Genomic DNA, 25,242 nt, shown 5'->3' with positions numbered 1-25,242 from the left:
TTAAGGAAGTGTTTCTCTGCCAATTAGAATTGGTCTTCTTCGGTCGAACCTGTCAATGCTGTCACTGAAGAGTTACCACCTTGGATGGTATTGGTCATTCTATCGAAGTAACCTGTACCTACTTCTTGTTGGTGCGCAACAAACGTATAGCCTTTTTCAGCCGCTTGGAATTCAGGACGCTGAACTTTCTCAACATAATGACGCATACCTTCACCTTGAGCGTAAGCGTGCGCCAGTTCAAACATGTTGAACCACATGTTGTGAATGCCTGCTAGCGTGATGAATTGGTACTTGTAGCCCATGTCTGCAAGCTCTTGTTGGAACTTAGCAATGGTTTCTGCATCTAGGTTTTTCTCCCAGTTGAATGAAGGCGAGCAGTTGTACGCCAACAATTGATCTGGGTATTCAGCGTGAATTGCTTCTGCAAACTTACGTGCTTCTTCCAAACATGGCGTAGCCGTTTCACACCAAATCAAGTCTGCATATGGTGCGTAAGCCAGGCCGCGAGAGATAGCTTGGTCGATACCCGCGCGAACGCGGTAGAAACCTTCTTGAGTACGCTCACCTTCGATGAAGTCTTTATCATATGGGTCGCAATCTGAAGTAATGAGATCCGCCGCATTCGCATCAGTACGAGCAATAACTAATGTTGTTGTACCCGCTACGTCAGCAGCCAAACGAGCTGCAACGAGCTTTTGTACCGCTTCTTGCGTAGGAACTAATACCTTACCACCCATATGGCCACACTTTTTCACCGATGCTAACTGGTCTTCAAAGTGAACGCCCGCGGCACCGGCTTCGATCATCGATTTCATTAGTTCGTAAGCGTTAAGCACACCACCAAAGCCCGCTTCAGCATCCGCTACGATAGGTAGGAAGTAATCAATACCACCTTCATCTTCAGGCGTCTTACCAGCAGCCCACTGAATTTGGTCTGCACGACGGAATGAGTTGTTGATGCGTTTTACTACTGACGGTACAGAATCTACTGGGTAAAGAGATTGGTCTGGATACATCGTCGAAGCGGTGTTGTTATCCGCCGCTACCTGCCAGCCTGACAAGTAAATCGCTTCAATACCTGCTTTAGCTTGTTGAACCGCTTGACCACCCGTTAGCGCACCAAGACAGTTTACGTAACCTTTTTTCGCACTACCGTTGACCAGTGACCAAAGTTTGTCTGCACCACGTTGTGCAATTGTGTTTGCAGGCACCATAGAGCCACGCAGTTCCACCACTTCCTCGGCAGTGTAAGTACGCTTCACATTTTTCCAGCGTGGGTTAGTTGCCCAGTCTTTTTCCAGAGCTTCAATTTGTTGGCGGCGAGTTAAGTTAGTCATTGGTCTATCCCTCTTTATAATTTGCACTTTATGCGTGTGCGTTGAGTTTCCGTTCTCAGGCAGTACTTCCCTATCTGCCTTGAAAATCCTTCACGTTATTGGTGTTACAGTTATTCTTTATTAATCTAGGTAGTCATAACCAGGAACTGTCAAAAAGTTGGTCAGTTCATCGCTCGTCGTGAGCCTTGCCATTAAGTCTGCTGCTTCTTCAAATCGACCCGCATGGTAGCGCTGCTCGCCAATTTCTTGCTTCACGACTTCAATCTCTTCTTTTAGATAGAGCTCGAACAGCTCTTTAGTGACCTTTAATCCGTTGTCTAGCAACTTGCCGTGTTGAATCCATTGCCAGATAGAAGCTCGGGAGATTTCTGCCGTTGCAGCGTCTTCCATCAGTCCGTAAATCGGCACACAACCATTGCCAGAAATCCAAGCTTCGATGTATTGCAGCGCAACGCGAATATTGTGGCGCATTCCGCCTTCAGTGCGCTCGCCTTCACAAGGCTCAAGCAGTTCGGCTGCTGTAATAGGCACATCCTCTGCACGGCTCACATCCAACTGGTTGGTGCGTTCACCCAGCACAGCACTAAAGACTTCCATAGCAGTGTCAGCCAAACCTGGATGAGCCACCCAAGTACCGTCGTGGCCGTTGTTAGCTTCTAACGATTTGTCAGTCTGGATCTTGTCTAATACTTTTTGATTCTCTTTCGGGTCTTTAGCTGGGATAAATGCGGCCATTCCTCCCATCGCGAAAGCACCTCGTTTATGGCAAGTACGTACCAATAATCGCGAGTAAGCGTTTAAGAATGGCTTGTCCATCGTTACCACTTGGCGATCTGGCAGTACTCGGTCTGAGTGTTTTTTCAATGTTTTGATATAGCTAAAGATGTAATCCCAGCGACCACAGTTCAAACCAACGATGTGTTCTTTAAGCGAGAACAGAATCTCGTCCATTTCGAATACCGCTGGTAAGGTTTCAATCAGCACAGTCGCTTTGATCGTGCCTGTATCCAAACCGAAGTAGTCTTCCGTGAAATGGAACACTTCGCTCCACCACTTCGCTTCGTGATGCGATTGCAGTTTTGGAAGGTAGAAATAAGGGCCACTGCCTTTTTGAAGTAACGCTTTATAGTTGTTATAGAAATACAGAGCGAAATCGAATAGCGCACCTGGAATGATCTGACCGTGCCACGTAACGTGTTTTTCTTTTAAATGAAGGCCGCGAACACGGCAGATCAACACCGCTGGGTCATCTTCCAGCTGATAATGTTTGCCATTGCCAGGATTGGTGTAACTGATGGTGCCATTAACAGCATCGCGCAAGTTAATTTGACCATCTAGCACTTTACTCCATGCAGGAGACATTGAATCTTCGAAGTCTGCCATGAACACTTTTACATTCGCATTCAGTGCGTTAATCACCATCTTGCGGTCAGTTGGTCCGGTAATCTCCACACGGCGATCTTGCAGATCTTGTGGGATTCCTAGGATCTTCCAACTTCCTTCACGGATGTCTTGTGTCTCTGGTAGAAAGTCTGGTAGCTCACCAGCATCAATACGTGCTTGCTTCTCTTCTCTTGCTTCCAGCAACTGTTCAACACGTCCGGCAAATTTTTCACACAGTAGAGATAAAAAGGTTTGGGCTTCAACAGGGAAAATTGCTTGATGTTCTGGAGCAACGACTCCATTCACCTCAAGCATGCCTTGGGTTTGCTTTAGTTGTCGTGTTTTTTGTTCTGTCTGAGCAAGCATAATCATTCATCCTTAACGTGCTTTATCCATCTTGGGCAGTCAGCGTAAAGCTACATTTGTAAGTTATGAACAACAAATTACATCCTTTAACTTTGTGTTCAACTCGTCTAGCCATGTCGATAGATTGCGTAATGCTACGTGTATTTTCAATCTAGACATAAGTCGTATCGCCTTTAAATAAGCTATATCAACAAAGGGTTTAGTGAAACCCCCAATATAAACAAAACAGAAAATTCAAAGTTTTATTCCGCAAGGTAAAAACCATCTATCAAGCACCTTATTTTGTAAATTATTACGTAATAAAATTACATTAAATTTAAAGTCGTTTTATCATTTCAAACAAGCGTATGAATATAGACTGGTAAACAAACACCTTGTATTCACAAGGGCTGAAGAGATGGATTTAAACAGGGGTCAAACAAGATATGCAGGGCTTTGTGTAAAATTAACATTGTGAAATTTCACTATTTTATGAAAGCTTCATCAAAGAAGAGCTGTAAAATTTTACAAGTCAAAGTTTACCAACAGAATAAAATACTAGAAAGCGCACTGTTTCCAGTGCGCTTTTAGATAAATAATGGAGAAGTAAGGGCTAATACTAATAGCTAAAGCAGCTCTGAAACGACTTCTGCAAGTTGATTAAATGTTTTCGTTCTTGACGAGCTCGGACGCCAAACTAAGCCGATTTCGCGATAAGCTTGTTTACCTGGAGGATCGATCACGACTAAATTCTGGTTATGCAGCAAGCCATGGTCGATAGCCATTTGAGGAATGAACGTTGTTCCCAAACCATTCGCAACCATTTGCACCAGTGTATGGAGGCTGGTTGCCGTAAACGGATTGATTTTTTCTTTGTCTGTTAATTTACACGCTGATACCGCATGTTCCGTTAAGCAATGTTCTTTCTCTAGTAGAAAGACGGATTCGTCAGGTAAATCCGCGTAACGAATCGGCACAGGGACCGATTGGGCTTGATTAGCGCTTATAACCATTCGAAACGGATCCTTACCCACTACTCGGCTTTCCATCCCATCAATTTCGACTGGTAACGCTAAAATAAGCACATCCAGCTCACCATGTCTGAGCGCTTGGAGTAAGTTTGTCGTCGTGTCTTCTCTTAATAAAAGGTTCAGTTGTGGGAAACGGTAGTTCACCTCTTGTACCAAATCACACAGTAAAAACGGAGCAATTGTTGGTATACATCCTACTTTTAGCTGGCCTTGCATATCGTCGCCTTGGCACATACGTCCAAGCTCGACCAAATCTTGCCCTTTTGCTAACAGCTCTCGCCCCTGCTTTACTACCATTTCTCCTGTTTGGGTAAAAACCAGTGGACTTTTCTTATCTTTCTTTTCATATAAGGGACAACCAATCAATTCCTCTAAGTTTTGAATACCCTTACTTAAAGTCGACTGACTGACAAAACAACGCTCTGCAGCGTCACTAAAATGTCTTGTTTCATGCAGTGTGACTAAATAGTGTAACTGCTTCAAACTGGGCCATTTATTCATAATTGTATTTGTATCTACCGCCGTTCCAGTGATCGAGTTAAGAGTTTTGTTATTATCGTTTTTTTCGATTAACTCAATCTATTTATTTCGCTTTTTTCAATACTACAATCTGTACTATAGTTTGTCTCGTACAAACACGAACCAAACCGACACAACTGAATTCGGTTTGGAGCTAACCATACTTTTTAGGAGCAAAAAAATGGTACTAGTAGGTCGTCAAGCCCCTGATTTTACTGCAGCAGCTGTTCTAGGTAACGGTGAAATCGTTGAAAACTTCAACTTTGCAGAGTTCACTAAAGGTAAGAAAGCAGTAGTATTCTTCTACCCACTAGATTTCACTTTCGTTTGCCCATCTGAGCTAATCGCATTCGACAACCGTCTAGCTGACTTCCAAGCTAAAGGTGTTGAAGTAATCGGTGTTTCTATCGATTCTCAGTTCTCTCACAACGCATGGCGTAACACTGCTATCGAAGATGGCGGTATCGGTCAAGTTAAGTACCCACTAGTTGCTGACGTTAAGCACGAAATCTGTAAAGCTTACGACGTTGAGCACCCAGAAGCAGGCGTTGCTTTCCGTGGTTCTTTCCTAATCGACGAAGAAGGCGTTGTACGTCACCAAGTAGTTAACGACCTACCACTAGGCCGTAACATCGACGAAATGCTACGCATGGTTGACGCTCTTAACTTCCACCAGAAGCACGGCGAAGTATGTCCTGCACAATGGGAAGAAGGTAAAGCAGGTATGGACGCATCTCCAAAAGGTGTTGCAGCGTTCCTATCTGAGCACGCAGCTGACCTAGGCAAAAAATAATAGACCTTCACCCTAGCTCAACGGGTGTGATGGTTGGATGTATATAAAGCAATAAGCTAATGCGGAAAACCGCAAACGCCAATCAGTCTAAGTAAAGTCCTATCAAAGCCCAGAGCCTCAGCTCTGGGCTTTCTTTTTCCTTCAGATAAACCGCAAAAATGAGGTAACGCTTCAGCGTAAACTTTACCTCTATTTATCATCCCCTCCATACAGATTCTGCTTACTTGCCCTGTTAATATCTTAGCCACAACACCTATTTGTAACGTTAGCAGGATGAATGAACGTGGTTACTCACCTAGAAGTCTGTATTGATAATATTGAATCTCTGCACTACGCCATTGCTGGCGGCGCCACTCGGATTGAACTTTGCTCCTCTTTGGCTTTAGGCGGACTAACACCCAGTTATGGCTTTATGCAGCAAGCGGCTAAGCTTTCGAGTGTTCCAGTTTATGCCATGACCCGCCCACGCCAAGGTGACTTCTTCTACAATGAAGAAGAGATCGAAATGATGCGTTGGGATATTGAAGCGGCTCACCAATCAGGCTTGAGCGGTGTCGTGTTCGGCGTGCTCACTCAAGACGGTGATATTCATATGCCTTACGCGGCTGCGCTGTGTGAATTTGCTCAAGCGCTTGGCTTAGGCGTGACCTTCCATCGTGCCTTTGACCAGTGTCGTGACGCTGAAAAAACTTTGGAAGAAGTGATCAGCTTAGGTTGTGAACGTATTTTAACCTCCGGTCTTGCGCCTTCAGCACCACAAGGGATCGATGTGCTTAGAGCTTTGGTTAAGCAAGCCCAAGGACGCATAGCAATCATGGCGGGGGCTGGCGTTAATGCGAGTAACGTACGTGCGTTAGTAGAAGACACTCAAGTTCCTGAAATCCATCTGTCAGGCAAAACCACACGCCCTAGCCAAATGACCTTTGTTGCTGAACAAAGCAAAATGGGCGCATCCGATGTCGATGATTTTTTAATCCCCATCACAAGTACACAAGCCATAACCGATGTCGTAGCAGCTCTCAAATAGACCACCGTAACCTCACGCGCATAGCTTTTGAGTGCTAACATATTGTTTATCAAGGAGTGAGGAAAGGTGTATGTCTAAATTGAAGAAAAAGGAATACGAAAAGGAGCTCAAAAACCTTCAAGTTGAGCTCGTAAAACTTCAAGAGTGGGTCAAACACAAAGGGTTAAAAGTGGTGGTTCTGTTTGAAGGCCGTGATGCTGCGGGCAAAGGCGGAGTGATAAAGCGAATTACAGAAAAGCTAAACCCGCGTGTTTGTCGCGTAGTGGCTCTGCCTGCACCGACAGAAAAAGAAAAAACGCAATGGTACTTCCAACGTTACGTCGCTCATTTACCATCTGCTGGTGAAATCGTTTTATTTGACCGAAGTTGGTATAACCGAGCAGGTGTCGAAAAAGTCATGGGGTTCTGTACTCCAGACGAATACGAGGAGTTTTTACGCTCTTGCCCTGAATTCGAGAGAATGTTGCAACGCTCTGGGATTATTCTGATTAAGTATTGGTTTTCGGTTTCAGACGAAGAGCAGGAAAAACGTTTTCTAGGTCGAATTAATACGCCGATCAAACGTTGGAAATTCAGCCCAATGGATTTGGAGTCACGTCATCGCTGGGCGGAGTATTCGGAAGCAAAAGATAAGATGTTTGCCTATACAGACACGAAAAGCTGCCCTTGGTGGGTCGTCCCTTCAGATGACAAAAAGAAAGCGCGCTTGAACTGTATCAGTCATTTACTAAGCCAGATTGATTACAAAGCACTTGAGTACTCACCCATCGAATTACCTGAACTCAATAAAGAAGGTTACGTCAGAGCGCCCATTGATGATCAGACCTTCGTTCCTGATAAATATTGACGTGCTTTCCTTCTCTCTAATAAATAGACCAGCCTAAAAGCTGGTCTATTTATTGAAGTCAGTTACTTCAGTACGTCATCAATACTTTGATCACCTAGATGGCGTACATCTTTCCCTTTCACGAAGTAAATAATGTATTCACAGATGTTCTGGCAGCGGTCCCCCACGCGTTCAATCGCGCGTGCCGACCACATCACTTGCAGAATATTAGGGATATTTTTTGGATCTTCCATCATGTAAGTCATCAACTGACGAATCACCGCTTCATACTCGGCGTCTAGTTTGTCATCTTGTTTATGCACCTCTGCTGCCGCTTCTACATCCATGCGGGCAAACGCATCTAAAACCTGATGCAGCATATTAATTGCCTGACGGCAGAGAGGCTCTAACGACACTTGGAATTGTCGTTCTTTTGATGATGGGCTTTCAATGGCAACGTAAGCAATGCGTGTCGCCACATCACCGATGCGTTCTAAATCCGTGATCGTTTTGATGATAGCCATAATTAAGCGCAAGTCTTTTGCCGTTGGCTGACGCTTAGCAATAATGCGTGTACAGGCGTCATCGATCGAGACTTCCATCGCATTCACTTTATGATCGTCACGCACAACCTTACGCGCCAGTTCGATGTCTTCTTTATGCAAGGCTTGAATAGCATACGAAAGCTGCTGCTCTACCAAGCCTCCCATGGTTAATACATGAGTACGAATCGATTCTAGCTCTACGTTAAATTGTCCTGAAATATGACGTCCAAAGTGCATGATGTTCCTTATTCCGTATAGAGTCGCGACTTAACCGTAGCGACCCGTAATGTAATCTTCGGTCTGTTTCTTCATTGGCGAAGTGAAGATCGAGTCCGCGTCAGAGTATTCAATTAACTTACCCATATGAATGAATGCAGTATGATCGCTCACTCTCGCCGCTTGTTGCATGTTATGGGTAACGATAACCACAGTATATTGAGTCTTCAGCTCATTGATAAGCTCTTCAATAGTTAAAGTTGAGATTGGATCCAACGCTGATGTTGGCTCGTCCAATAACAGGACTTCCGGCTCAATCGCCACCGCGCGCGCAATGACCAAGCGCTGTTGCTGACCACCAGATAAGCCAAATGCGTTCTCATGCAAGCGGTCTTTTACCTCATCCCACAACGCCGCCGAGCGCAAGGATCGCTCCACTGCGTCATCTAAACTGCGGCTGTTTTTTACACCTTGTAAGCGTAAGCCATAAACTACGTTTTCATAAATAGACTTAGGAAATGGATTGGGTCTTTGAAACACCATTCCCACTCGGCGTCGAAGTGTCGCAACATCGACATTAGGATGATAAACATTCTTGCCATGGAGACGCACTTTACCTGTGACTCGACACCCTTCCACTAAGTCGTTCATACGATTGATGCAACGTAATAACGTCGACTTTCCACACCCTGAAGGACCGATAAAAGCGGTGACTCGCCCTTTGGGAATTCGCATCGAAATATCATGCAGCGCCTGAGTTTGACCATAGAACAGATTAAGGTTCTCGATTGAGATTGCTGTTTGTTCATCCGTTAAATTATGAACGTCCAATGGTGGCTCATAACCTAATGTACTATCAAAATTAAACATACTTAATCTTGTCCTAACGTTCTGTATTTTTCTCGTAAATTATTGCGAATACTGATTGCTGTTAAGTTTAGTCCGACAATCACTGTCACGAGTAAGAAAGAGGTAGCATAAACTAATGGTCGCGCCGCTTCGATGTTGGAGGTTTGAAAGCCAACATCGTAAATGTGAAAACCTAAATGCATGAACTTTCTATCCAAATGCACATAAGGGAATTGTCCGTCAACCGGTAAACTGGATGCCAATTTCACGACTCCCACCAGCATCAGTGGCGCTACTTCGCCAGCTGCACGCGCAATCGCAAGGATCAAACCTGTGATAATAGCTGGCGTCGCCATAGGCAAAACCACGCGCCATAGCGTTTCGAACTGAGTTGCACCAAGTGCCAGAGAGCCATGTCGCACGGAGCTCGGAATTCGAGTTAAACCTTCTTCTGTCGTCACAATCACAACTGGAAGCGTCAGCACAGCAAGAGTTAGTGCTGACCATAACAAACCCGGCGTACCAAAGGTTGGTGCCGGTAGCTTCTCCGCATAGAATACGTTGTCGATAGAGGCACCAATCGTATAAACGAAGAAACCTAAACCAAACACGCCATAAACAATCGATGGAACACCCGCTAGGTTTATAACCGCAATACGAATAACTCTGGTTAGAGCGTTATTCTTAGCATATTCATGTAGATAGATAGCGGCGATCACCCCGAGTGGCATCACAATGATCGACATGATGAGTACTAAGAAAACCGTACCAAATATCGCAGGGAACACGCCTCCTTCGGAGTTAGACTCTCTTGGATCTTCAGATAAAAACTTCCAAACCTGTTTTCCCCAATGCATGACTTTATCAGGCAGTGACATTTGGTTTGGATACCAGTAGTCCAAAATATCTTCGAGCGGAATCGATACTTGTGACCCCGTCATATCCTCGGCAATCAAGGCATAGTCAGAGAGCTGAAGTCGTAAACCATCAAGTTGCAAATCTAACGTCGCAAGCGCTTTTTCTATCTGCTCTTTTTTCGTCTGATTTTCCTTTAAGAAGCTTTCTGTCAGCGTGTCATTCAATTCATGCTTGCGCTTTTCTAATCGTAACTGCTCTAGCTTCCAACCAAGCTCTTTAAGCTGATCGACCACCAAAGAATCAATCTCATGGCGCAGAGTTTCTGCATCATCAAGCTTTTTATTTAGTATCGATTGAATATCACTGGTGTATATATTATCGCCATCTTGAAACGCCACCAGCTTACCAAAGAAATAACCACCGCTACTGCGCTCTATCACCGCCCACTCTTTTGGCGTCGTGGGCTCATCCAACTGCATTTGCAATACGGAGATAAAATCGGCGGGATACAACTCTCGGTTAGCGATTTTGATACTGAGTCGAGTGGCAAAATCTTCATCGTCTTCTAACTGTTGTGCTGCGCTTTCAGGCAAATAACTCTTCGGTACAAAGCTGCGCTCATACACTTGACCAATCAGAATAGTATTTTCATGTAGCACTTCGCCTTGTACAGGAGTCAGCGCTGCAACATTCCACTGATACAAGGGCGCTGGCCAAAAGTAAGTCAGGCCTTTCCAGCCGATAAGGAGTAACAACCCTAATACCGACAACAAACTGATGCTGACTGCACCGCCTGTTAGCCATATCCACGGTGCGCCAGAACGAATCCAATTTAACACGTTATTACTCGCTCTTTATTCAAACCATTATTACAACGCACGGTACTTATCTCTCAGTCTCTGACGAACCCACTCCGCAAGCGCGTTTACTGCAAACGTAAACACAAACAAAATCAATGCAGCTAGGAACAGCAGGCGATAATGCGAACTTCCAACTTCCGACTCTGGCAACTCAACGGCGATGGTCGCCGACAGGCTGCGCAATCCTTCCAAAATATTCCAATCCATTAATGGCGTATTGCCCGTTGCCATTAACACAATCATGGTTTCGCCAACAGCGCGTCCCAGGCCCATCATAATGGCAGAAAAAATACCTGGGCTTGCAGTAAGCAAGACAACATAGATTAAAGTTTGCCAAGGCGTGGCCCCTAATGCCAAAGAGCCATCCGATAAATGCTTCGGTACAGAGAAAATAGCATCTTCGGCAATGGTAAAAATCGTCGGGATAACAGCAAACCCCATCGCTAGCCCCACCACCAATGCATTGCGTTGATCGTAACCAATACCATGCTCGGTTAAGAATAAGCGCATATCGCCACCAAAGAACGTCTGCTCAATCGTAGGCGAAATCCACACTCCAAGCCCAATCAGTACCAATATGACAGGCATGAGCACTAAAGCATGCCAACCATTAGGCAGACGATTCCGCAAAGGTTGCGGTATTAATGCCCATAGCCCGCCCATAATCATGGTGCTCAAGGGCAAAACAAACAGCATAACGACGATCGTAATCAGGTGATCTTCGACAATAGGCGCGAACCACAATCCCGCGAGGAAACCAATGATCACCGTCGGCAGTGCTTCCATTAGCTCAATCGACGGTTTTACGACACGACGCATGCGTGGCGACATAAAGTAAGCCGTATAAATAGCACCTAGCACTGCGAGCGGTACTGAAAACAGCATCGCAAACATCGCCGCTTTTATCGTTCCAAACGCAATAGGTACTAGGCTGAACTTAGCCTCAAAGTTATCGCTCGCCGAAGACGATTGCCACACAAATTCAGGCTCAGGATACCCTTCGTACCACACTTCTTGCCATAATGAAGACAATGAAATTTCCGGATAGGCATTGTCCACTTCCGCAACATTTAACGCATTATTTTGCCAAGTGATTAAGTAGCGTTCATTGTTAGACGTTGCTGCGATTGCGGGCGCTTGATTGTACGCACGCTTAAACAACACCAGTTTTTCACTGGTTGTATAATGGCTTTGCAACGTGCCGTTGGTGTAAAAGCTATAAAATCCTTTTCGATGAGAATCCGGCAACAAATACTTAAGCTCTGATGCCAATTTAAAATCACGAATATGCGTTAACGTGCGTTTTTCTTCTTGCAGCGTATCAAACCATTGCGACACCCGACCATCGTTGTGCGTCACCAAAAGCGAGTAAGCACCAGCCAATAAGTCTATCGTACGAACGGAATGCTTCTTATCACCTTGAGTGAGATCGACCACCTCTCGCACAGCAAATTTACGTGCGGTTTTCTTTAACACGATCAACTCAGAGCCATCGCGCAAATAAAGCGTTTCACCGTCAGGTGTCAACAACATTTGCTGAGGCGTATTAAAGCCTGAAGAGAACGTAAAATCGATCGTTGTAGGAGACGTACCCAAAGACGAAGCCACTTGCCAGCGAGCTTTCACTTCACCGCTTTGCGTCTGCCAAACAACCGTTGGTAAGGGCGTCGAAGCTGCAAATACAAACTGAGTCACAGGATCTTGAGGCGTACTTAGTGTCAGATCCATGCTGGTGTCTAGCTCAATCACTTCCGGAGGACGTGTATTTTCTCTCAATGTGGCATTAAATTCTGGCTTGAAAAGGTTCGCTTTACCCTGCCCATCAACAAATCCATACCAACCTAGCCCAGGAGCAGATTGAGAGAAAGCGACGGGTTTCTGGGCGATTTGCTGTGTATACACCGCAGGTTTCGTAGGATCGTCCATCGACAAATATTGAATCTCACCACTTTGGGTTAGAACGAACGCGAGCTGAGCGTAATCATCCACTGAAATCGCAAGTGGTGTTTCAATATGAGTGGCTCGAATGGCTTGGTTGGTTTTGATCTCCGCATCAGAAAAAAGCGGAATGATCACCATGGCGAGGTAGACAAAGATCAAAATAAGCGCCGCGAGTACGCCGACACCACCGGATGTCACTGCAAGTCGAACTAAACGATCTTTTATCAGTCGTTTCTTATCTTTTTCCTGCAATGAAAACTCGGCTTGTGCCATTTAAATCTCTACCTTTTTTGACTTAGTACTAGAATATGTCGTTAAGATGACAATTATATTACAGATCACATTAAACACCTGAAAAGAATACAACTCTTATGCAATGCGTGGTATGAAATAAATCTGTAATGAAAATCTCATAATGTTCTCACTCATCCATTTTTCCAAGATGAGTACGTAATACTTCACTTTTGGCTAGGTAAGGTTATGAGCGCAGAAAAACTATATATAGAAAAAGAACTGAGTTGGTTGTCTTTCAACGAACGAGTATTACAAGAAGCTGCCGATAAAACCGTCCCTTTGATCGAACGTATTCGCTTTCTTGGGATCTTTTCCAACAATTTAGATGAATTTTACAAAGTACGCTTTGCGGACGTGAAGCGCAGAATCCTAATCAGCCAAGAGCGCGGTGGCAGTGATAGCCCTAAACGACTGTTAACCAAAATGCAGTCGAAAGCACTAAAGCTTAACGAACAATTTGATGAGCTTTACAGCGAGTTGATTCGAGAAATGGCGCGACGTCGCATTTTCTTGGTCAACGAACAACAACTGGATGAATCGCAACAAAAGTGGATCGCAAAATACTTCCGTAGAGAGGTAATGCCGCATATCACTCCCCTCCTAATGAAAGACGAGATCGATGTTCTGCAATTTCTCAAAGACGAGTACGCTTACATCGCCGTAGAACTGCGTAAAGAAGAACATTACCAGTACGCTCTGATCGAAATTCCGACCGATCACCTTCCCCGCTTTGTGATGGTACCAGAACAGAAAGGAAAGCGTCGAAAAACCATCATCTTACTTGATAATATTATCCGCCACTGTTTGGACGAGCTGTTCAAAGGCTTTTTTGATTATGATGAGCTTAGCGGCTATGCGATGAAAATGACGCGTGACGCTGAATACGATTTACGCAACGAAATCGAGTACAGCTTGCTTGAACAAATGTCAGAGGGTGTCAATCAGCGACTGACAGCAAAGCCCGTTCGCTTCGTCTACGAACGCGATATGCCGCCTCAAATGTTAGAGTTTCTGTGTAACAAACTTAATATCTCTAACTACGATAACCTTATCCCCGGCGGACGCTATCACAACTTTAAAGACTTCATCGGCTTTCCAAATGTTGGACGAGAATATCTTGAAAATAAACCTCTCCCGCCAATGAAATGTGCCGATTTCGAAGGTTATGCCAATAGCTTTGACGCGATTAAAGCGAAAGATATTCTGCTCTATTATCCCTACCACACTTTTGACCACATTAGTGAGTTAGTGCGCCAAGCCTCCTTCGATCCCAAAGTACTTAGTATCAAGATTAACATTTATCGCGTCGCGAAAGATTCTCGCTTGATGAACTCTTTAATTGATGCGGTGCACAACGGCAAAAATGTCACTGTGGTCGTCGAACTGCAAGCTCGCTTTGATGAAGAAGCCAATATCGAATGGTCAAAAGTATTAACCGAAGCGGGTGTGCACGTCATCTTTGGTGCGCCTGGTCTTAAGATTCACTCAAAGCTACTGATGATTAGCCGCCGCGAAGGTGAAGAAATTATTCGCTACGCACACATCGGCACAGGCAACTTCCATGAGAAGACGGCACGAATTTATACCGACTTCTCCCTGCTTACGGCAGATCAAGAAATCACTAATGAAGTCCGTAATGTCTTCGGTTACATTGAGAATCCATACCGACCAGTGAAGTTCAATCACCTTATGGTATCTCCTCGTAATTCTCGAACCCAAATCTACCGCTTAATCGATAATGAAATTGCGAATGCCAAGCTAGGGAAAAAAGCCGCTCTTACGATCAAGGTCAATAACCTAGTCGATAAAGGCATCGTCAATAAGCTTTATGGAGCAAGTACTTCCGGTGTAAAAATAAACATGATCATTCGAGGCATGTGCTCATTAGTACCGGGCATTGAGGGGATCAGCGACAATATTCGCATCATCAGTATTGTTGACCGCTTTCTTGAGCACCCTCGCGTGGTGATCACCCACAATGATGGCGATCCGCAAGTTTATATCTCCTCCGCAGACTGGATGACAAGAAATATTGATCACCGTATCGAGGTAGCAGTACCAGTCCGTGATCCACGTTTGAAACAGAGAATTATTGATATAACGAATATCCATTTTACCGATACAGTAAAGGCTCGTTTAATAGATAAAGAAATGAGTAACGCTTACGTACCACGAGGTAATCGCAAAAAAGTTCGCTCTCAAATCGCTATCTATGACTATCTTAAAAATATAGAAAAGCAAACTAGAAAACAAAATTCAGATGCCTCAAATACTTGAACAAGATACTCGCTACATTGCCGCGATAGACCTCGGCTCAAACAGTTTCCATATGGTGGTGGCCAAAGTTGTCGGCAGTGACCTACAACTGGTTAGTCGTCATAAACAACGTGTTCGCTTAGCATCAGGACTCGACAGTGAATTGAACTTAAGTCACGCCGCAATGGAGCGTGCGCTAGAATGCTTAGCCATGTTCGCTGAGAGGCTGCAAGGGCTTGATGAGTCAAATGTACGTATCGCCGCCACACACACACTAAGACGCGCTAAAAATGCCCACCTTTTCATCGAGCGTGCGAAAGAAGTGATGCCTTTCCCAATAGAAATTATCCCCGGAGAAGAAGAAGCCCGCCTGATTTACTTAGGCGTCGCGCACACTCAAGTAGAATCCAACTCCAAACTAGTCATCGATATCGGAGGCGGCAGTACCGAGATGATTATTGGACAAGAATTTGAGCCTGAGCTTCTCAACAGTAAACAGATGGGATGCGTCAGTTTTACAGAACAGTACTTTAAAAACGGCAAACTATCAGGCAAAAACTTCAGTAAGGCGATGTTAGCGGCCGAACAAAAACTCGAGTCCATTGCTTCAACATATCGTAAAAAGGGCTGGGATATTGCTCTCGGCTCATCAGGAACCATCAAAGCGATTCAAGAAGTGCTAGTAGGATTAGGTTTTGAAGATGGCCTGATCACAGCGAGTCGACTGGATACACTTATCGAAACTCTGTGTAAATTTGATTCAATTGAAGATATTGAGCTGACGGGTCTAACAGAAGAACGTAAACCCGTATTCGCAGCAGGCGTAGCGATTTTGTCCGCGATTTTCAAAGCGCTTCGCATTGAGCAAATGTTTTTCTCCGATGGTGCTCTACGCGAAGGCCTGTTGTACGAAATGGAAGAACGTTTCGCACGCTCCGATATTCGCATGCGCACCACAGAAAATTTAGCCAACAAGCACCGAGTCGACTTAGAGCATGCCGCTCGTGTGAAGGGTCATGCACGTGAGATGTTATGTCAGGTACGCTCTGAACTAGGCATTAAGAAAAAGAGTGAGTTATTTGACTTACTAGAGTGGGCAGCGTTGCTTCATGAAGTCGGATTAAGTATTAACTTGCGTAGTTTCCATCGCCACTCTTTTTATATTCTGTTGCACTCCACCCTACAAGGCTTCAACCGTGAGCAGCAATTAGTGCTTGCAACATTGGCTCGCTTCCAGCGTAAAGCGCTCAAATTGCAAGAACTACCAGATTTCAACCTCTATAAACAGAGTGACGTTATAAGCCTCATCAAAATATTACGACTTTCTATCGTATTAAATGGGCAGCGTAATGAAGATCCATTGCCTGATATCACCTTATCTATCAAAAATGACGAATGGATTCTCACCTGCACAGATGAAGCATGGCTAGAAAACAATAAATTACTTCACGCGGATTTACAGGAAGAACAAGAACGTTGGGACAGCGCGAAGTGGACACTCACTTTCTGATTTCGTACTCTTCATACCTAAATAAAAAGTCGGCTTACAGGCCGACTTTTTTTAACTCTTCTTCTGCAAAGTCTGCCGTAATGGGCACATAACCATCTTTCTCAACCAACGCTTGTCCCTGAACAGAAAAGATAAAGCGAATAAATTCAGCTTCAATTGGTGTTAATGGGTAATCAGGGTGCTTATTCACGTAAACATATAAGTAACGTGATAGTGGGTACTTACCACTAACAATATGTTCTCGCGTTGGAGTCACGTAGTCATTTCCCATTTTAGCCACAGGGACTAAGCGCACGCCTGCCACTCGATAACCGACACCGGAATAACCAATTCCACTGATGGTTGACGCTACAGCTTGCACAACTGACGCGGAGCCTGGCTGCTCGTTAACTCGGGTCTTGAAATCGCCGCCACACAAGGCATTGCTTTTGAAGTAACCGTAAGTTCCAGAAACGGAGTTACGACCAAACAACTGGACGTTTCGCTTTGCCCACTGTGATTCAAGACCGAGTTGCTGCCAGTTTGTGACAAATTGACTTTCACCACAGCGTAGCGTGGCAGAAAACAAAGCATCTAACTGACTAAAGTTAAGCCCTTGAATTGGATTATCTTGATGAACAAAAATACCGATTGCATCGATGGCGACCCTGAGCGCCGTTGGCTTGTAGCCATGTTCACGTTCAAACGCTTCTATCTCTCTTAAACGCATAGGGCGACTCATGGGACCAAACTGAGCTGTTTGTTCGGTCAATGCTGGAGGGGCAGTAGAAGAGCCAGACGCTTGGACTTGCGCATTAATATTCGGGTAAATGGATTTAAACTCTTCAACCCAAAGCGTTGTCATACCCGCAAGTGTATCGGAGCCAACAGAGAGCAAGTTCCCGACAATCCCCGTCGTTTTATGATAAGTCGGCAATGGTTTATCTTGAGCGGCAGCAATAAAAGAACAAACAAGCGCGAATAAACTGAATGTTTTTGCCAATCGTAAAGCCATTATTTCACCACCAAACGCTCAGGCAATACGAAAGAAAACTTACTGCCCACACCTACTTCACTGTGAATTTCTAAATGAGAGTCATGGTGACTCAGCGCGTGTTTTACAATGGCTAGCCCTAAACCACTTCCACCAGTATCACGTGATCTTGCTTTATCCACTCGATAAAAACGCTCAGTAAGTCGATGGAGGTGCTGAGGTTCAATACCATCACCACTATCTTCCACCTCTAAGCATGCGCCTTGAGAGGTCTGGAACCAACGAACATTAATGTTCGCACCAGGCGGTGTGTATTTGACGGCATTATAAACGAGGTTAGAGATAGCACTACGTAACTGGTCATCATCGCCCAGCACGCGTAGGCTAGCATCAACATCAAATTTCAATTTATGTTGGTTGTCCCCACTAAGGCTAACCGCCTCTTTTTCTAACACTTCAAGCATCGCGGGCACATTCACGACTTCCTCAAGCTCATGCATAGGTGCCGCTTCAATTTTAGATAGTGTCAGTAGTTGGTTCACCAAACTGTTCATGCGGTTGAGCTGCTCCGTCATGACACCATGAGCTTTGCTCCACATTGGACCTACGACCATATCAGGGTCTTCTGTCATCTCAAGATAACCTTGTAGCACCGTCATTGGTGTACGTAGTTCATGAGATACGTTGGCGAAGAAGTTGCGACGCATTCCCTCAAGTTGTTTTAACTGGCTCACATCACGCACTACCATCAAGTGCTCACCCTCGGTATACGGTACGATACGTAATTCCAGCATGCGTTCGACGTTGAGTGGTGAACGCATTTCTAATGGCTCAGAAAAGTCTTTCTTGTTGAGGTACTTGATAAAATCAGGTGTACGAATGAGATTCGAGATAGGTTGACCTGAATCTTCTGGCCAATGGAAGCCCAGTAAGTGCTGAGCCAGCTTGTTGCACCAAACAATATTGCCTTCAGCACGGAATACCACTACCGCATCGGGTAGCGATTCTGCACCATTTCTGAATCGACGAATAAGATTAGTAAGCTCTTTTCGTTTGCGGCGTTGGCGCTGTTGTAAGCGATACAACCCATTGAACAAAGATTCCCAGTTACCACTACCAGATGGTGGCGTGAGGCGTTTTTCATCCCATAACCAAGAAGATAAACGTACTTGGTTATGCAAATGCCACACAAGCTGCAATGCCGTAGCAGCCAAAAGCAACCACGGCATATAACCGAATATCCAACCTACTATCACCCATGGGGTGTAAAAAAAAGCCAGCTCCCAGGCCAGCTTTTTCCACGTTAATCTTTCAACCACTCATAACTCCAGAAATGGTACCGATAAGCTGCGTGTTAATTTATGCCTTCGTCGAGAAGCGGTATCCAGCACCACGAACAGTTTGGATCAGCTTATCATGCCCTGCAGCTTCCAACGCTTTACGCAGACGGCGAATATGGACATCGACTGTACGGTCTTCGACATACACGTTGGTGCCCCAAACATTGTTTAATAGCTGCTCACGGCTGTATACGCGTTCTTGATGCGTCATGAAAAAATGAAGCATCTTAAATTCTGTTGGGCCCATGTCTAATGGCGCATCATTAGCCGTAACACGGTGCGATACAGGGTCAAGCTTTAATCCCTGTACATCAATTACATCTTCTAGTGCAGTAGGGGTTACGCGACGAATCACCGCTTTTAAGCGTGCAACCAACTCTTTAGGAGAGAATGGCTTGGTAATGTAGTCATCCGCACCGACTTCTAAACCGCGCACTTTATCTTCTTCTTCACCACGAGCGGTAAGCATCACAACTGGAATGTTGCGCGTTAATTCCTCTCGCTTCATATGTTTGATGAAGTTAATGCCACTACCGCCTGGTAACATCCAATCCAGTAAAACTAAATCAGGGAAGGGTTCAGCCAGTTTGGTTACTGCAGTATCGTAATCTTCCGCTTCTACCGCTTGGTAACCTTTCTGCTCAAGTACGAAGCACAGCATTTCGCGAATAGGAGCTTCGTCTTCAACAACCAGAATCCTTCTAGACATAATTGAGTAACCTTATGTTCGTTGAGCTAATGAATTTAAGAGACAAAGCGCCTCTCTATGCATAAGCATTATCACTACCAATTATGACACTTTTGTGACCTTTGAAAACAAATTTTCATATAACTTTCTTTTGAGGTTCATTCGGATATTTTTCATTTCTATTAAGACATCAGCACAAAAATTCCCTATGATTAGTCCCTTGTCATCAAGCCTAGAGAAGATTTATGTGGTTTAAAAACTGTCTGGTATACCGCGTTAACCGCGAGGTTACTTTTAACGCCGAACAACTAGAAACTCAGCTGTCTGAATTCCGATTCACCCCGTGTGGCAGTCAAGACAAACAGAAATTTGGCTGGGTCAGTGCAATGGGTAGACATGGCGATATGATGACTCACGTGTCAGAAAACCGCATTCTGATTTGCGCCAAGAAAGAAGAGAAAATGCTACCTGCCTCTGTGATCAAAGAATCATTGAATGCAAAAGTAGAAGCAATGGAAGCGCAAGAAGGTCGTCCTCTGAAGAAGAAAGAGAAAGACAACCTGAAAGATGACATCGTAATGGATTTACTGCCGCGCGCATTCAGCCGCAGCAGCCACTCTCACGTGCTCATCATGCCAAAAGAAGGTTTTATCCTTGTTGATGCAAGCAGCTATAAAAAAGCAGAAGATGTATTAGCATTGCTTCGTAAAACCATGGGTAGTCTACCTGTTGTTCCTGCTATTCCAGAGGTGGCGATTGAAACTACGCTAACCGAGTGGGTGAAAAGCGGTGACACACCTCAAGGTATCAGCATGATGGACGAAGCTGAGCTAAAATCCGTACTTGAAGAAGGTGGTGTGATTCGCTGTAAGAAGCAAGAGCTAACCACTGATGAAATCCGCAACCACATCGCTGCGGATAAGGTCGTGACGAAACTTGCGCTTAATTGGCAAGATCGTATTGAGTTCATTATGACGGAAGATGCAGGCATCAAACGTCTAAAATTCTCTGATGAATTGAAAGATCAAAACGATGATATTCCACGTGAAGATCAAGCAGCTCGATTTGATGCAGACTTCTCTCTAATGTGTGGAGAGTTCAGTGCTTTCCTTCCCAACCTATACGATGCGCTAGGCGGCTTACCGAATCCTAACGCATAATATTGTATAAAGGTTAACCATAACGCCCTCACTTTTTTTGAGGGCGTTTTTCTATCTGAAGCACAATTACCCTAGTCACAGTTCACATTTTGACGTAAAATTTGCGCCCCATTTCCATTAGGTGGAATTGGCCTGACTTGTGATCAGATAAAAGAGAATTGAGCAATGACAACTGAGAAAGCATTCGTGCCTGAGCTACTATCTCCAGCGGGCAGCCTGAAAAACATGCGTTACGCATTCGCCTACGGGGCAGATGCAGTTTACGCTGGCCAACCTCGCTACAGCCTTCGCGTACGTAACAACGAGTTTAACCACGAGAACCTAAAAATCGGTATCGATGAAGCCCACGCCCTAGGCAAAAAGCTTTATGTGGTATGTAACATTCAACCACACAACTCGAAGCTAAAAACGTTCATCCGTGATCTTAAGCCAATCGTAGAGATGGGTCCTGACGCATTGATCATGTCAGATCCAGGCCTAATTATGATGGTTCGTGAAGCTTTCCCAGAAATGCCAATTCACCTTTCTGTACAAGCGAACGCTGTAAACTGGGCGACCGTTAAGTTCTGGGCAGCGAATGGCGTGGAACGTGTGATCGTTTCTCGCGAGCTATCTCTAGAAGAAATCGAAGAAATTCGTGAGCATTGCCCTGAAACTGAGCTTGAAGTATTCGTTCACGGTGCATTATGCATGGCTTACTCAGGTCGTTGCCTACTTTCTGGCTATATCAACAAACGTGACCCTAACCAAGGCACTTGCACTAACGCATGCCGCTGGGAATACAAAGTTGAAGAGGGTAAAGAAAACGACGCTGGTGATATCGTAGAGAAATTCGACCCGACTGAAGCACAGCCTGTCGAAGTACAAGACGAGCGCCCTGAAACCACAATTGGTCGCGGCCAACCAACAGATGAAGTCGTTCTGCTTTCTGAAGCGCACCGTCCAGAAGAAAAAATGGCGGCTTACGAAGATGAGCATGGTACTTACATCATGAACTCTAAAGACCTACGAGCGGTTCAGCACGTTGAACGCTTAACTAAGATGGGTGTTCACTCATTGAAAATTGAAGGTCGTACTAAATCGTTCTACTACTGCGCACGTACCGCTCAAGTTTATCGTAAAGCAATTGATGATGCTGTAGCAGGTCGACCATTCGATGAAAGCCTAATGGGTACACTAGAAAGCCTAGCTCACCGTGGCTACACTGAAGGCTTCCTACGCCGTCATACACACGATACTTACCAAAACTACGATTACGGTTACTCAGTCTCTGATGCTCAACAGTTTGTTGGTGAATTCACAGGCAAACGTCGTGGTGACATGGCTGAAGTAGAAGTAAAAAATAAGTTTCTTGTCGGTGATAGCCTTGAACTAATGACGCCAAAAGGCAATATTGTTTTCACGCTAGAGGCAATGGAAAACCGCAAGTCAGAGTCTATTGAAGACGCGAAAGGAAACGGTCACTTTGTATTCATTCCAGTACCAGCAGAGCTAGATTTAGAATATGGCCTATTAATGCGTAATCTAAACTCAGGGCAGGACACCCGTAATCCGACTGGTAAGTAACCATGGCCTTGCTCATTACTGATAAATGCATTAACTGCGACATGTGTGATCCCGAATGCCCCAATGGGGCAATCAGTATGGGAGAGAGCATTTTCGAAATTGATCCAGCGCTATGTACAGAGTGTAAGGGGCATTACGAAAAGCCGACCTGTCAGTCAGTGTGTCCAATTACAAAATGCATAATCACTGATCCGAACCATGTCGAAACTGAAGAGCAGTTGCTTGAAAAATTCGTGATTATTCAAGGGTTAGCATAAGAGCAATTAGGTTCAACTTTGGCATCAAAGTTGAACCTTTTCTCAACCTGATTTTTCAATAGGGATAATATTGCAGAACAGCTCTTTTTCAAAATGATACTCTAGTCTCTCACGCCAATTTTCCGCTTGAGAAACAGGTATTAAATAAAAGTTTTCTCGGCTCGTATCAGTAACGAAAGCCATCCCATATTGCATCAGCTCATAATGCACATCATTAACAAAACCCGGATCAAGGCGTTGACGCCCAGTCAGGTGATTCACATCCTCTCGAGTCAAAGAGACTCCTTTAGTATCACTGCTAAATCTGTGTCTTAACCACTCTGCAAATTCTTTTGCACAAATCATAGTCATGGTTTTGTCCTTGATTTACTCTTCTAACAGGAAAAGGGCATATCCCTGCCTTACACACTTGTCTGCGTTGTTATCGCTTTTTAGCCAACTGACAGACATATTGCTAAGAAACCAGAGTATCGTGACGAAAGATCTTTTTCTAAACAGAGAAGTTACAACTTACCCATACTACAACTCTTTGTTTAATTTAGATTTCTATAATATGTCCCCAAAACTGATTGGGTTAGTTTTTGTATTGGTACTATTCAATGTAGACAAAAGTATGATGTTTCTCCAGTTTCATAAAAGAGATCACCAAGTACAGATAAACCTGAAGAGTAACACTAATTAGGATTGATAAGCGGCAAGCATTGAGGTGGAACGACTTTTTTTCGTTTGGGCTTAGAGGTTGTTTTTACCCGTGGAGGGGTATCAATAGGCTTCGCTTTCGGGGCCCAACTTGCAAGCTCAGCACCGCAACCATCACCTACTGGAGGTGGTGCTTGACCAACACAATAGTCGCTCGAATCAGGACAAGATAACCTGACGTGAAAGTGGTAATGATGCCCCCACCATGGACGTACTTTACGTAACCAAGAACGATCTTTGCCGTTTTCTTGCAAGCAAAGTTGCTCCTTAATAACAGGATGTACAAAAATTCGTGCAACATCCTTACTTTTTGAAGCGTACCGAATTAGCTTAAAGTGCCGCTCTTCCCAGCGATGATTAAGTATGGAATAACCTTTTAAATCCACCACACTCATGGGTTTAGGAAGTTGTAATTCGTTATAAGAAAGCGGTTGGTCAGCAAGTCTTAGCCAGATATCGATATCTAACCCGGTTTGATGACTAGAATGACCAGAGGAGAACCTTCCACCTCTAGGTAAAGACAAATCACCAATTAGCAGAGTGGTGTTGAGATTTTGATGAGCTTTAAGCGCCAGATTTTCAATAAACTCTATCGTTTTAGGGTGCCCATAGTAGCGCTTCGTTTTACTACGTAAGACTTGATAACCAACGCCATCGAGAGGCAAGGGTAATGCACCATCTAAACAACCGTTAGCATAACTACCAATAGAGGAGGAAGAGTTTCGGGTAGGATTAACCGCAGACTCCCAAGGAGTAGAACATACTGAAGCTGAGAAACATAAACCCAAAGTTACAATGAAACTCAGCCTCATAGCCTTTAACCTTTAGTAGTGTTCGCCATTATCGTAATAAGCTTTAGGAGATAAGGCGGAAAAGATAACTGCAACATCAATATCGGCACCAGCGATACCGCGCACTTGTTGCGTAATAAGCTTGGCAACTTCATCTTGCACTTCCTGGCCACGGTCGAACCAAAGCACTTCGACAAAAGGATATGCAGCACTCACCTCACCCTCATTGAAAAACGTAGTGTAGATATACTCAAAAGTAAAATCCTCACGCGGACAGTCCATTAGAGGCTGAAGTTCATCCGTAAGGGGTTTTGATAATGCCTGAACAGCTTGTGGCTCTACAGCACGGAATCGAAAATGTGGCATAAACTTACTTCCTAATTATTAGCATTAATGCATGATGATAACAGGAACCAAGTCAGTAATCATCCAAGCCAATGTAACCACTGACCTTTCAATAGATTGTGAATCAGATGTGCTCGATAACGAAGAAAAAGTGTTATGAAATTCGAAGGTAAAACAGAAAGAGCAAAGCGATACATCAACATTTAGTAATTACATTACTAGAAAATAAAACTATCTGAAGCAAAGGTATGCCATATTCGTTGGATAAACATACACCTGACATCGAAACTATACGTTAGGAATAAAAGAGACCCTGACCTAAGCCAGAGCTTATGAATATGGGGGATAGGTGAAGTGGACCAATATCCCGGAGATATGAACTTTCAATCCCCCGATACTTTGGTATCAGAGGAATCGACAACTCTCCAACTAGTCAGATTCTCTTTTCTTCAGATGCAAAAAAGCCCCAGCATTACTGCTGAGGCTTTAGAGTATGGCAGGGGTGGAGAGATTCGAACTCCCAACACGCGGATTTGGAATCCGCTGCTCTGCCAATTGGAGCTACACCCCTGTAATTCGTGTTTATTGAGACGACGCTCAAATAAGTGGCGGAGTGGACGGGACTCGAACCCGCGACCCCCGGCGTGACAGGCCGGTATTCTAACCAACTGAACTACCACTCCGCAGTGGTATCACTCGCTTTAATAAGCAAGTGTCCGCTTTTGTCTTCACTTTTCGAAAAAGTGAAAATAAAACTAAAGCCTGGCGATGTCCTACTCTCACATGGGGAAGCCCCACACTACCATCGGCGCTATTTCGTTTCACTTCTGAGT

At 44.5% G+C, this 25,242-nt stretch carries 20 protein-coding genes, 2 tRNA genes and 1 pseudogene; 8 read left to right on the top strand and 15 right to left on the bottom strand.

Annotated features, from left to right (window positions below; all coding sequences use genetic code 11):
- Positions 1-23 precede the first annotated feature (23 nt).
- The 3 genes from aceA to R7O03_RS08710 all read right to left on the bottom strand — a co-directional run bounded on the left by aceA (position 24) and on the right by R7O03_RS08710 (position 4,597).
- The gene (gene aceA, locus R7O03_RS08720) at positions 24-1,337 is read right to left on the bottom strand and encodes an isocitrate lyase (RefSeq protein WP_005381733.1); all 1,314 of its coding nucleotides are present in this window, start codon (positions 1,335-1,337) and stop codon (positions 24-26) included.
- Positions 1,338-1,457: 120 nt separating this feature from the next.
- Complete coding sequence (gene aceB, locus R7O03_RS08715) at positions 1,458-3,086, bottom strand: malate synthase A (protein WP_318131668.1); 1,629 nt, start codon at positions 3,084-3,086, stop codon at positions 1,458-1,460.
- A 605-nt stretch (positions 3,087-3,691) separates the two neighbouring features.
- Positions 3,692-4,597: a hydrogen peroxide-inducible genes activator gene (locus R7O03_RS08710; RefSeq protein WP_005383681.1), complete on the bottom strand. Its 906-nt coding sequence runs from the start codon at positions 4,595-4,597 to the stop codon at positions 3,692-3,694.
- 199 nt (positions 4,598-4,796) lie between these two features.
- On the opposite strand from R7O03_RS08710, the gene R7O03_RS08705 reads away from it, so the two are divergent.
- The 3 genes from R7O03_RS08705 (at position 4,797) to ppk2 (ending at position 7,282) form a co-directional block, all read left to right on the top strand.
- Positions 4,797-5,408, top strand: a complete 612-nt coding sequence (locus tag R7O03_RS08705; RefSeq protein WP_005381738.1) for a peroxiredoxin C — start codon at positions 4,797-4,799, stop codon at positions 5,406-5,408.
- Positions 5,409-5,691: 283 nt separating this feature from the next.
- Positions 5,692-6,435, top strand: coding sequence for a copper homeostasis protein CutC (locus R7O03_RS08700; protein ID WP_372587964.1), 744 nt, complete (start codon positions 5,692-5,694; stop codon positions 6,433-6,435).
- Between the two features lie 70 nt (positions 6,436-6,505).
- A complete protein-coding gene (gene ppk2, locus R7O03_RS08695) occupies positions 6,506-7,282 on the top strand; it encodes a polyphosphate kinase 2 (RefSeq protein WP_047102160.1) in 777 nt (258 codons plus the stop codon).
- 62 nt (positions 7,283-7,344) lie between these two features.
- Here the strand turns inward: ppk2 and phoU are convergent, their stop codons facing one another.
- The 4 genes and pseudogenes from phoU to R7O03_RS08675 all read right to left on the bottom strand — a co-directional run bounded on the left by phoU (position 7,345) and on the right by R7O03_RS08675 (position 12,803).
- Positions 7,345-8,043, bottom strand: a complete 699-nt coding sequence (gene phoU / locus R7O03_RS08690; RefSeq protein WP_005381744.1) for a phosphate signaling complex protein PhoU — start codon at positions 8,041-8,043, stop codon at positions 7,345-7,347.
- A 30-nt stretch (positions 8,044-8,073) separates the two neighbouring features.
- Positions 8,074-8,892 carry a phosphate ABC transporter ATP-binding protein PstB gene (gene pstB / locus R7O03_RS08685; RefSeq protein WP_005381745.1) on the bottom strand — a complete coding sequence of 273 codons (819 nt, stop codon included), beginning with the start codon at positions 8,890-8,892 and terminating at the stop codon, positions 8,074-8,076.
- 2 nt (positions 8,893-8,894) lie between these two features.
- Positions 8,895-9,863, bottom strand: a pseudogene (gene pstA / locus R7O03_RS22765) (phosphate ABC transporter permease PstA); the annotation flags it as partial.
- A 735-nt stretch (positions 9,864-10,598) separates the two neighbouring features.
- On the bottom strand, positions 10,599-12,803 hold the full coding sequence (locus tag R7O03_RS08675; RefSeq protein ID WP_318131667.1) for an ABC transporter permease subunit: 2,205 nt from the start codon (positions 12,801-12,803) through the stop codon (positions 10,599-10,601).
- A 207-nt stretch (positions 12,804-13,010) separates the two neighbouring features.
- Between R7O03_RS08675 and ppk1 the strand changes: the two genes are divergently transcribed.
- Together ppk1 and ppx are read left to right on the top strand one after the other, a co-directional pair.
- A complete protein-coding gene (gene ppk1, locus R7O03_RS08670) occupies positions 13,011-15,101 on the top strand; it encodes a polyphosphate kinase 1 (protein ID WP_005381748.1) in 2,091 nt (696 codons plus the stop codon).
- Positions 15,085-16,590 (top strand): exopolyphosphatase, encoded by a 1,506-nt coding sequence (gene ppx / locus R7O03_RS08665; protein ID WP_005381749.1) that lies wholly within the window; start codon positions 15,085-15,087, stop codon positions 16,588-16,590. Before ppk1 ends, ppx begins: the two co-directional genes overlap by 17 nt.
- Positions 16,591-16,624: 34 nt before the next feature.
- Here ppx and R7O03_RS08660 read toward each other — a convergent pair whose 3' ends face one another.
- The 3 genes from R7O03_RS08660 to phoB are packed head-to-tail and all read right to left on the bottom strand — an operon-like array spanning position 16,625 to position 19,612.
- A complete protein-coding gene (locus R7O03_RS08660; RefSeq protein ID WP_318131666.1) occupies positions 16,625-17,584 on the bottom strand; it encodes a phosphate ABC transporter substrate-binding protein PstS family protein in 960 nt (319 codons plus the stop codon).
- Positions 17,584-18,882 (bottom strand): phosphate regulon sensor histidine kinase PhoR, encoded by a 1,299-nt coding sequence (gene phoR / locus R7O03_RS08655; protein ID WP_005383667.1) that lies wholly within the window; start codon positions 18,880-18,882, stop codon positions 17,584-17,586. The genes R7O03_RS08660 and phoR overlap by 1 nt, the downstream gene beginning before the upstream one ends.
- Before the next feature lie 40 nt (positions 18,883-18,922).
- Positions 18,923-19,612 (bottom strand): phosphate regulon transcriptional regulator PhoB, encoded by a 690-nt coding sequence (gene phoB / locus R7O03_RS08650; RefSeq protein ID WP_005381752.1) that lies wholly within the window; start codon positions 19,610-19,612, stop codon positions 18,923-18,925.
- 224 nt (positions 19,613-19,836) lie between these two features.
- Between phoB and rdgC the strand changes: the two genes are divergently transcribed.
- From rdgC to R7O03_RS08635, 3 genes are all read left to right on the top strand, one after another.
- Complete coding sequence (rdgC, locus tag R7O03_RS08645) at positions 19,837-20,751, top strand: recombination-associated protein RdgC (protein ID WP_054576951.1); 915 nt, start codon at positions 19,837-19,839, stop codon at positions 20,749-20,751.
- Positions 20,752-20,916: 165 nt separating this feature from the next.
- Entirely contained in the window at positions 20,917-22,317 is a 1,401-nt protein-coding gene (gene yegQ, locus R7O03_RS08640; RefSeq protein WP_042521151.1) for a tRNA 5-hydroxyuridine modification protein YegQ, read from the top strand.
- Positions 22,318-22,319: 2 nt separating this feature from the next.
- Positions 22,320-22,574 (top strand): YfhL family 4Fe-4S dicluster ferredoxin, encoded by a 255-nt coding sequence (locus R7O03_RS08635; RefSeq protein ID WP_005381763.1) that lies wholly within the window; start codon positions 22,320-22,322, stop codon positions 22,572-22,574.
- 42 nt (positions 22,575-22,616) lie between these two features.
- Here R7O03_RS08635 and R7O03_RS08630 read toward each other — a convergent pair whose 3' ends face one another.
- The 5 genes from R7O03_RS08630 to R7O03_RS08610 all read right to left on the bottom strand — a co-directional run bounded on the left by R7O03_RS08630 (position 22,617) and on the right by R7O03_RS08610 (position 25,092).
- Positions 22,617-22,925, bottom strand: a complete 309-nt coding sequence (locus tag R7O03_RS08630) for a hypothetical protein (protein ID WP_005381765.1) — start codon at positions 22,923-22,925, stop codon at positions 22,617-22,619.
- Between the two features lie 323 nt (positions 22,926-23,248).
- Positions 23,249-24,085, bottom strand: a complete 837-nt coding sequence (mepA, locus tag R7O03_RS08625; protein WP_318131665.1) for a penicillin-insensitive murein endopeptidase — start codon at positions 24,083-24,085, stop codon at positions 23,249-23,251.
- A gap of 12 nt (positions 24,086-24,097) precedes the next feature.
- Positions 24,098-24,430, bottom strand: coding sequence for a DUF1904 domain-containing protein (locus R7O03_RS08620; protein WP_005381768.1), 333 nt, complete (start codon positions 24,428-24,430; stop codon positions 24,098-24,100).
- A 473-nt stretch (positions 24,431-24,903) separates the two neighbouring features.
- Positions 24,904-24,980 (bottom strand) — tRNA-Trp (locus R7O03_RS08615).
- Between the two features lie 35 nt (positions 24,981-25,015).
- Positions 25,016-25,092: transfer RNA gene (locus R7O03_RS08610), tRNA-Asp, on the bottom strand.
- Positions 25,093-25,242 lie beyond the last annotated feature (150 nt).

Origin of the sequence: Vibrio sp. Vb2960 (assembly GCF_033337665.1) — a bacterium.
In the GTDB taxonomy this organism is placed as follows: Bacteria; Pseudomonadota; Gammaproteobacteria; order Enterobacterales; family Vibrionaceae; genus Vibrio; species Vibrio alginolyticus.
The sequence above is the reverse complement of the archived record's forward strand: the minus strand, read 5'-3'. Positions and strand labels throughout refer to the sequence as shown.

Excerpts from the sequence above, each read along its gene's own strand:
- aceA (WP_005381733.1), bottom strand. The coding sequence starts at position 1,337 with ATGACTAACTTAACTCGCCGCCAACAAATTGAAGCTCTGGAAAAAGAC.
- aceB (WP_318131668.1), bottom strand. The coding sequence starts at position 3,086 with ATGCTTGCTCAGACAGAACAAAAAACACGACAACTAAAGCAAACCCAA.
- R7O03_RS08710 (WP_005383681.1), bottom strand. The coding sequence starts at position 4,597 with ATGAATAAATGGCCCAGTTTGAAGCAGTTACACTATTTAGTCACACTG.
- R7O03_RS08705 (WP_005381738.1), top strand. The coding sequence starts at position 4,797 with ATGGTACTAGTAGGTCGTCAAGCCCCTGATTTTACTGCAGCAGCTGTT.
- ppk2 (WP_047102160.1), top strand. The coding sequence starts at position 6,506 with ATGTCTAAATTGAAGAAAAAGGAATACGAAAAGGAGCTCAAAAACCTT.
- phoU (WP_005381744.1), bottom strand. The coding sequence starts at position 8,043 with ATGCACTTTGGACGTCATATTTCAGGACAATTTAACGTAGAGCTAGAA.
- pstB (WP_005381745.1), bottom strand. The coding sequence starts at position 8,892 with ATGTTTAATTTTGATAGTACATTAGGTTATGAGCCACCATTGGACGTT.
- R7O03_RS08675 (WP_318131667.1), bottom strand. The coding sequence starts at position 12,803 with ATGGCACAAGCCGAGTTTTCATTGCAGGAAAAAGATAAGAAACGACTG.
- ppk1 (WP_005381748.1), top strand. The coding sequence starts at position 13,011 with ATGAGCGCAGAAAAACTATATATAGAAAAAGAACTGAGTTGGTTGTCT.
- ppx (WP_005381749.1), top strand. The coding sequence starts at position 15,085 with ATGCCTCAAATACTTGAACAAGATACTCGCTACATTGCCGCGATAGAC.
- R7O03_RS08660 (WP_318131666.1), bottom strand. The coding sequence starts at position 17,584 with ATGGCTTTACGATTGGCAAAAACATTCAGTTTATTCGCGCTTGTTTGT.
- phoB (WP_005381752.1), bottom strand. The coding sequence starts at position 19,612 with ATGTCTAGAAGGATTCTGGTTGTTGAAGACGAAGCTCCTATTCGCGAA.
- rdgC (WP_054576951.1), top strand. The coding sequence starts at position 19,837 with ATGTGGTTTAAAAACTGTCTGGTATACCGCGTTAACCGCGAGGTTACT.
- yegQ (WP_042521151.1), top strand. The coding sequence starts at position 20,917 with ATGACAACTGAGAAAGCATTCGTGCCTGAGCTACTATCTCCAGCGGGC.
- R7O03_RS08635 (WP_005381763.1), top strand. The coding sequence starts at position 22,320 with ATGGCCTTGCTCATTACTGATAAATGCATTAACTGCGACATGTGTGAT.
- R7O03_RS08630 (WP_005381765.1), bottom strand. The coding sequence starts at position 22,925 with ATGACTATGATTTGTGCAAAAGAATTTGCAGAGTGGTTAAGACACAGA.
- mepA (WP_318131665.1), bottom strand. The coding sequence starts at position 24,085 with ATGAGGCTGAGTTTCATTGTAACTTTGGGTTTATGTTTCTCAGCTTCA.
- R7O03_RS08620 (WP_005381768.1), bottom strand. The coding sequence starts at position 24,430 with ATGCCACATTTTCGATTCCGTGCTGTAGAGCCACAAGCTGTTCAGGCA.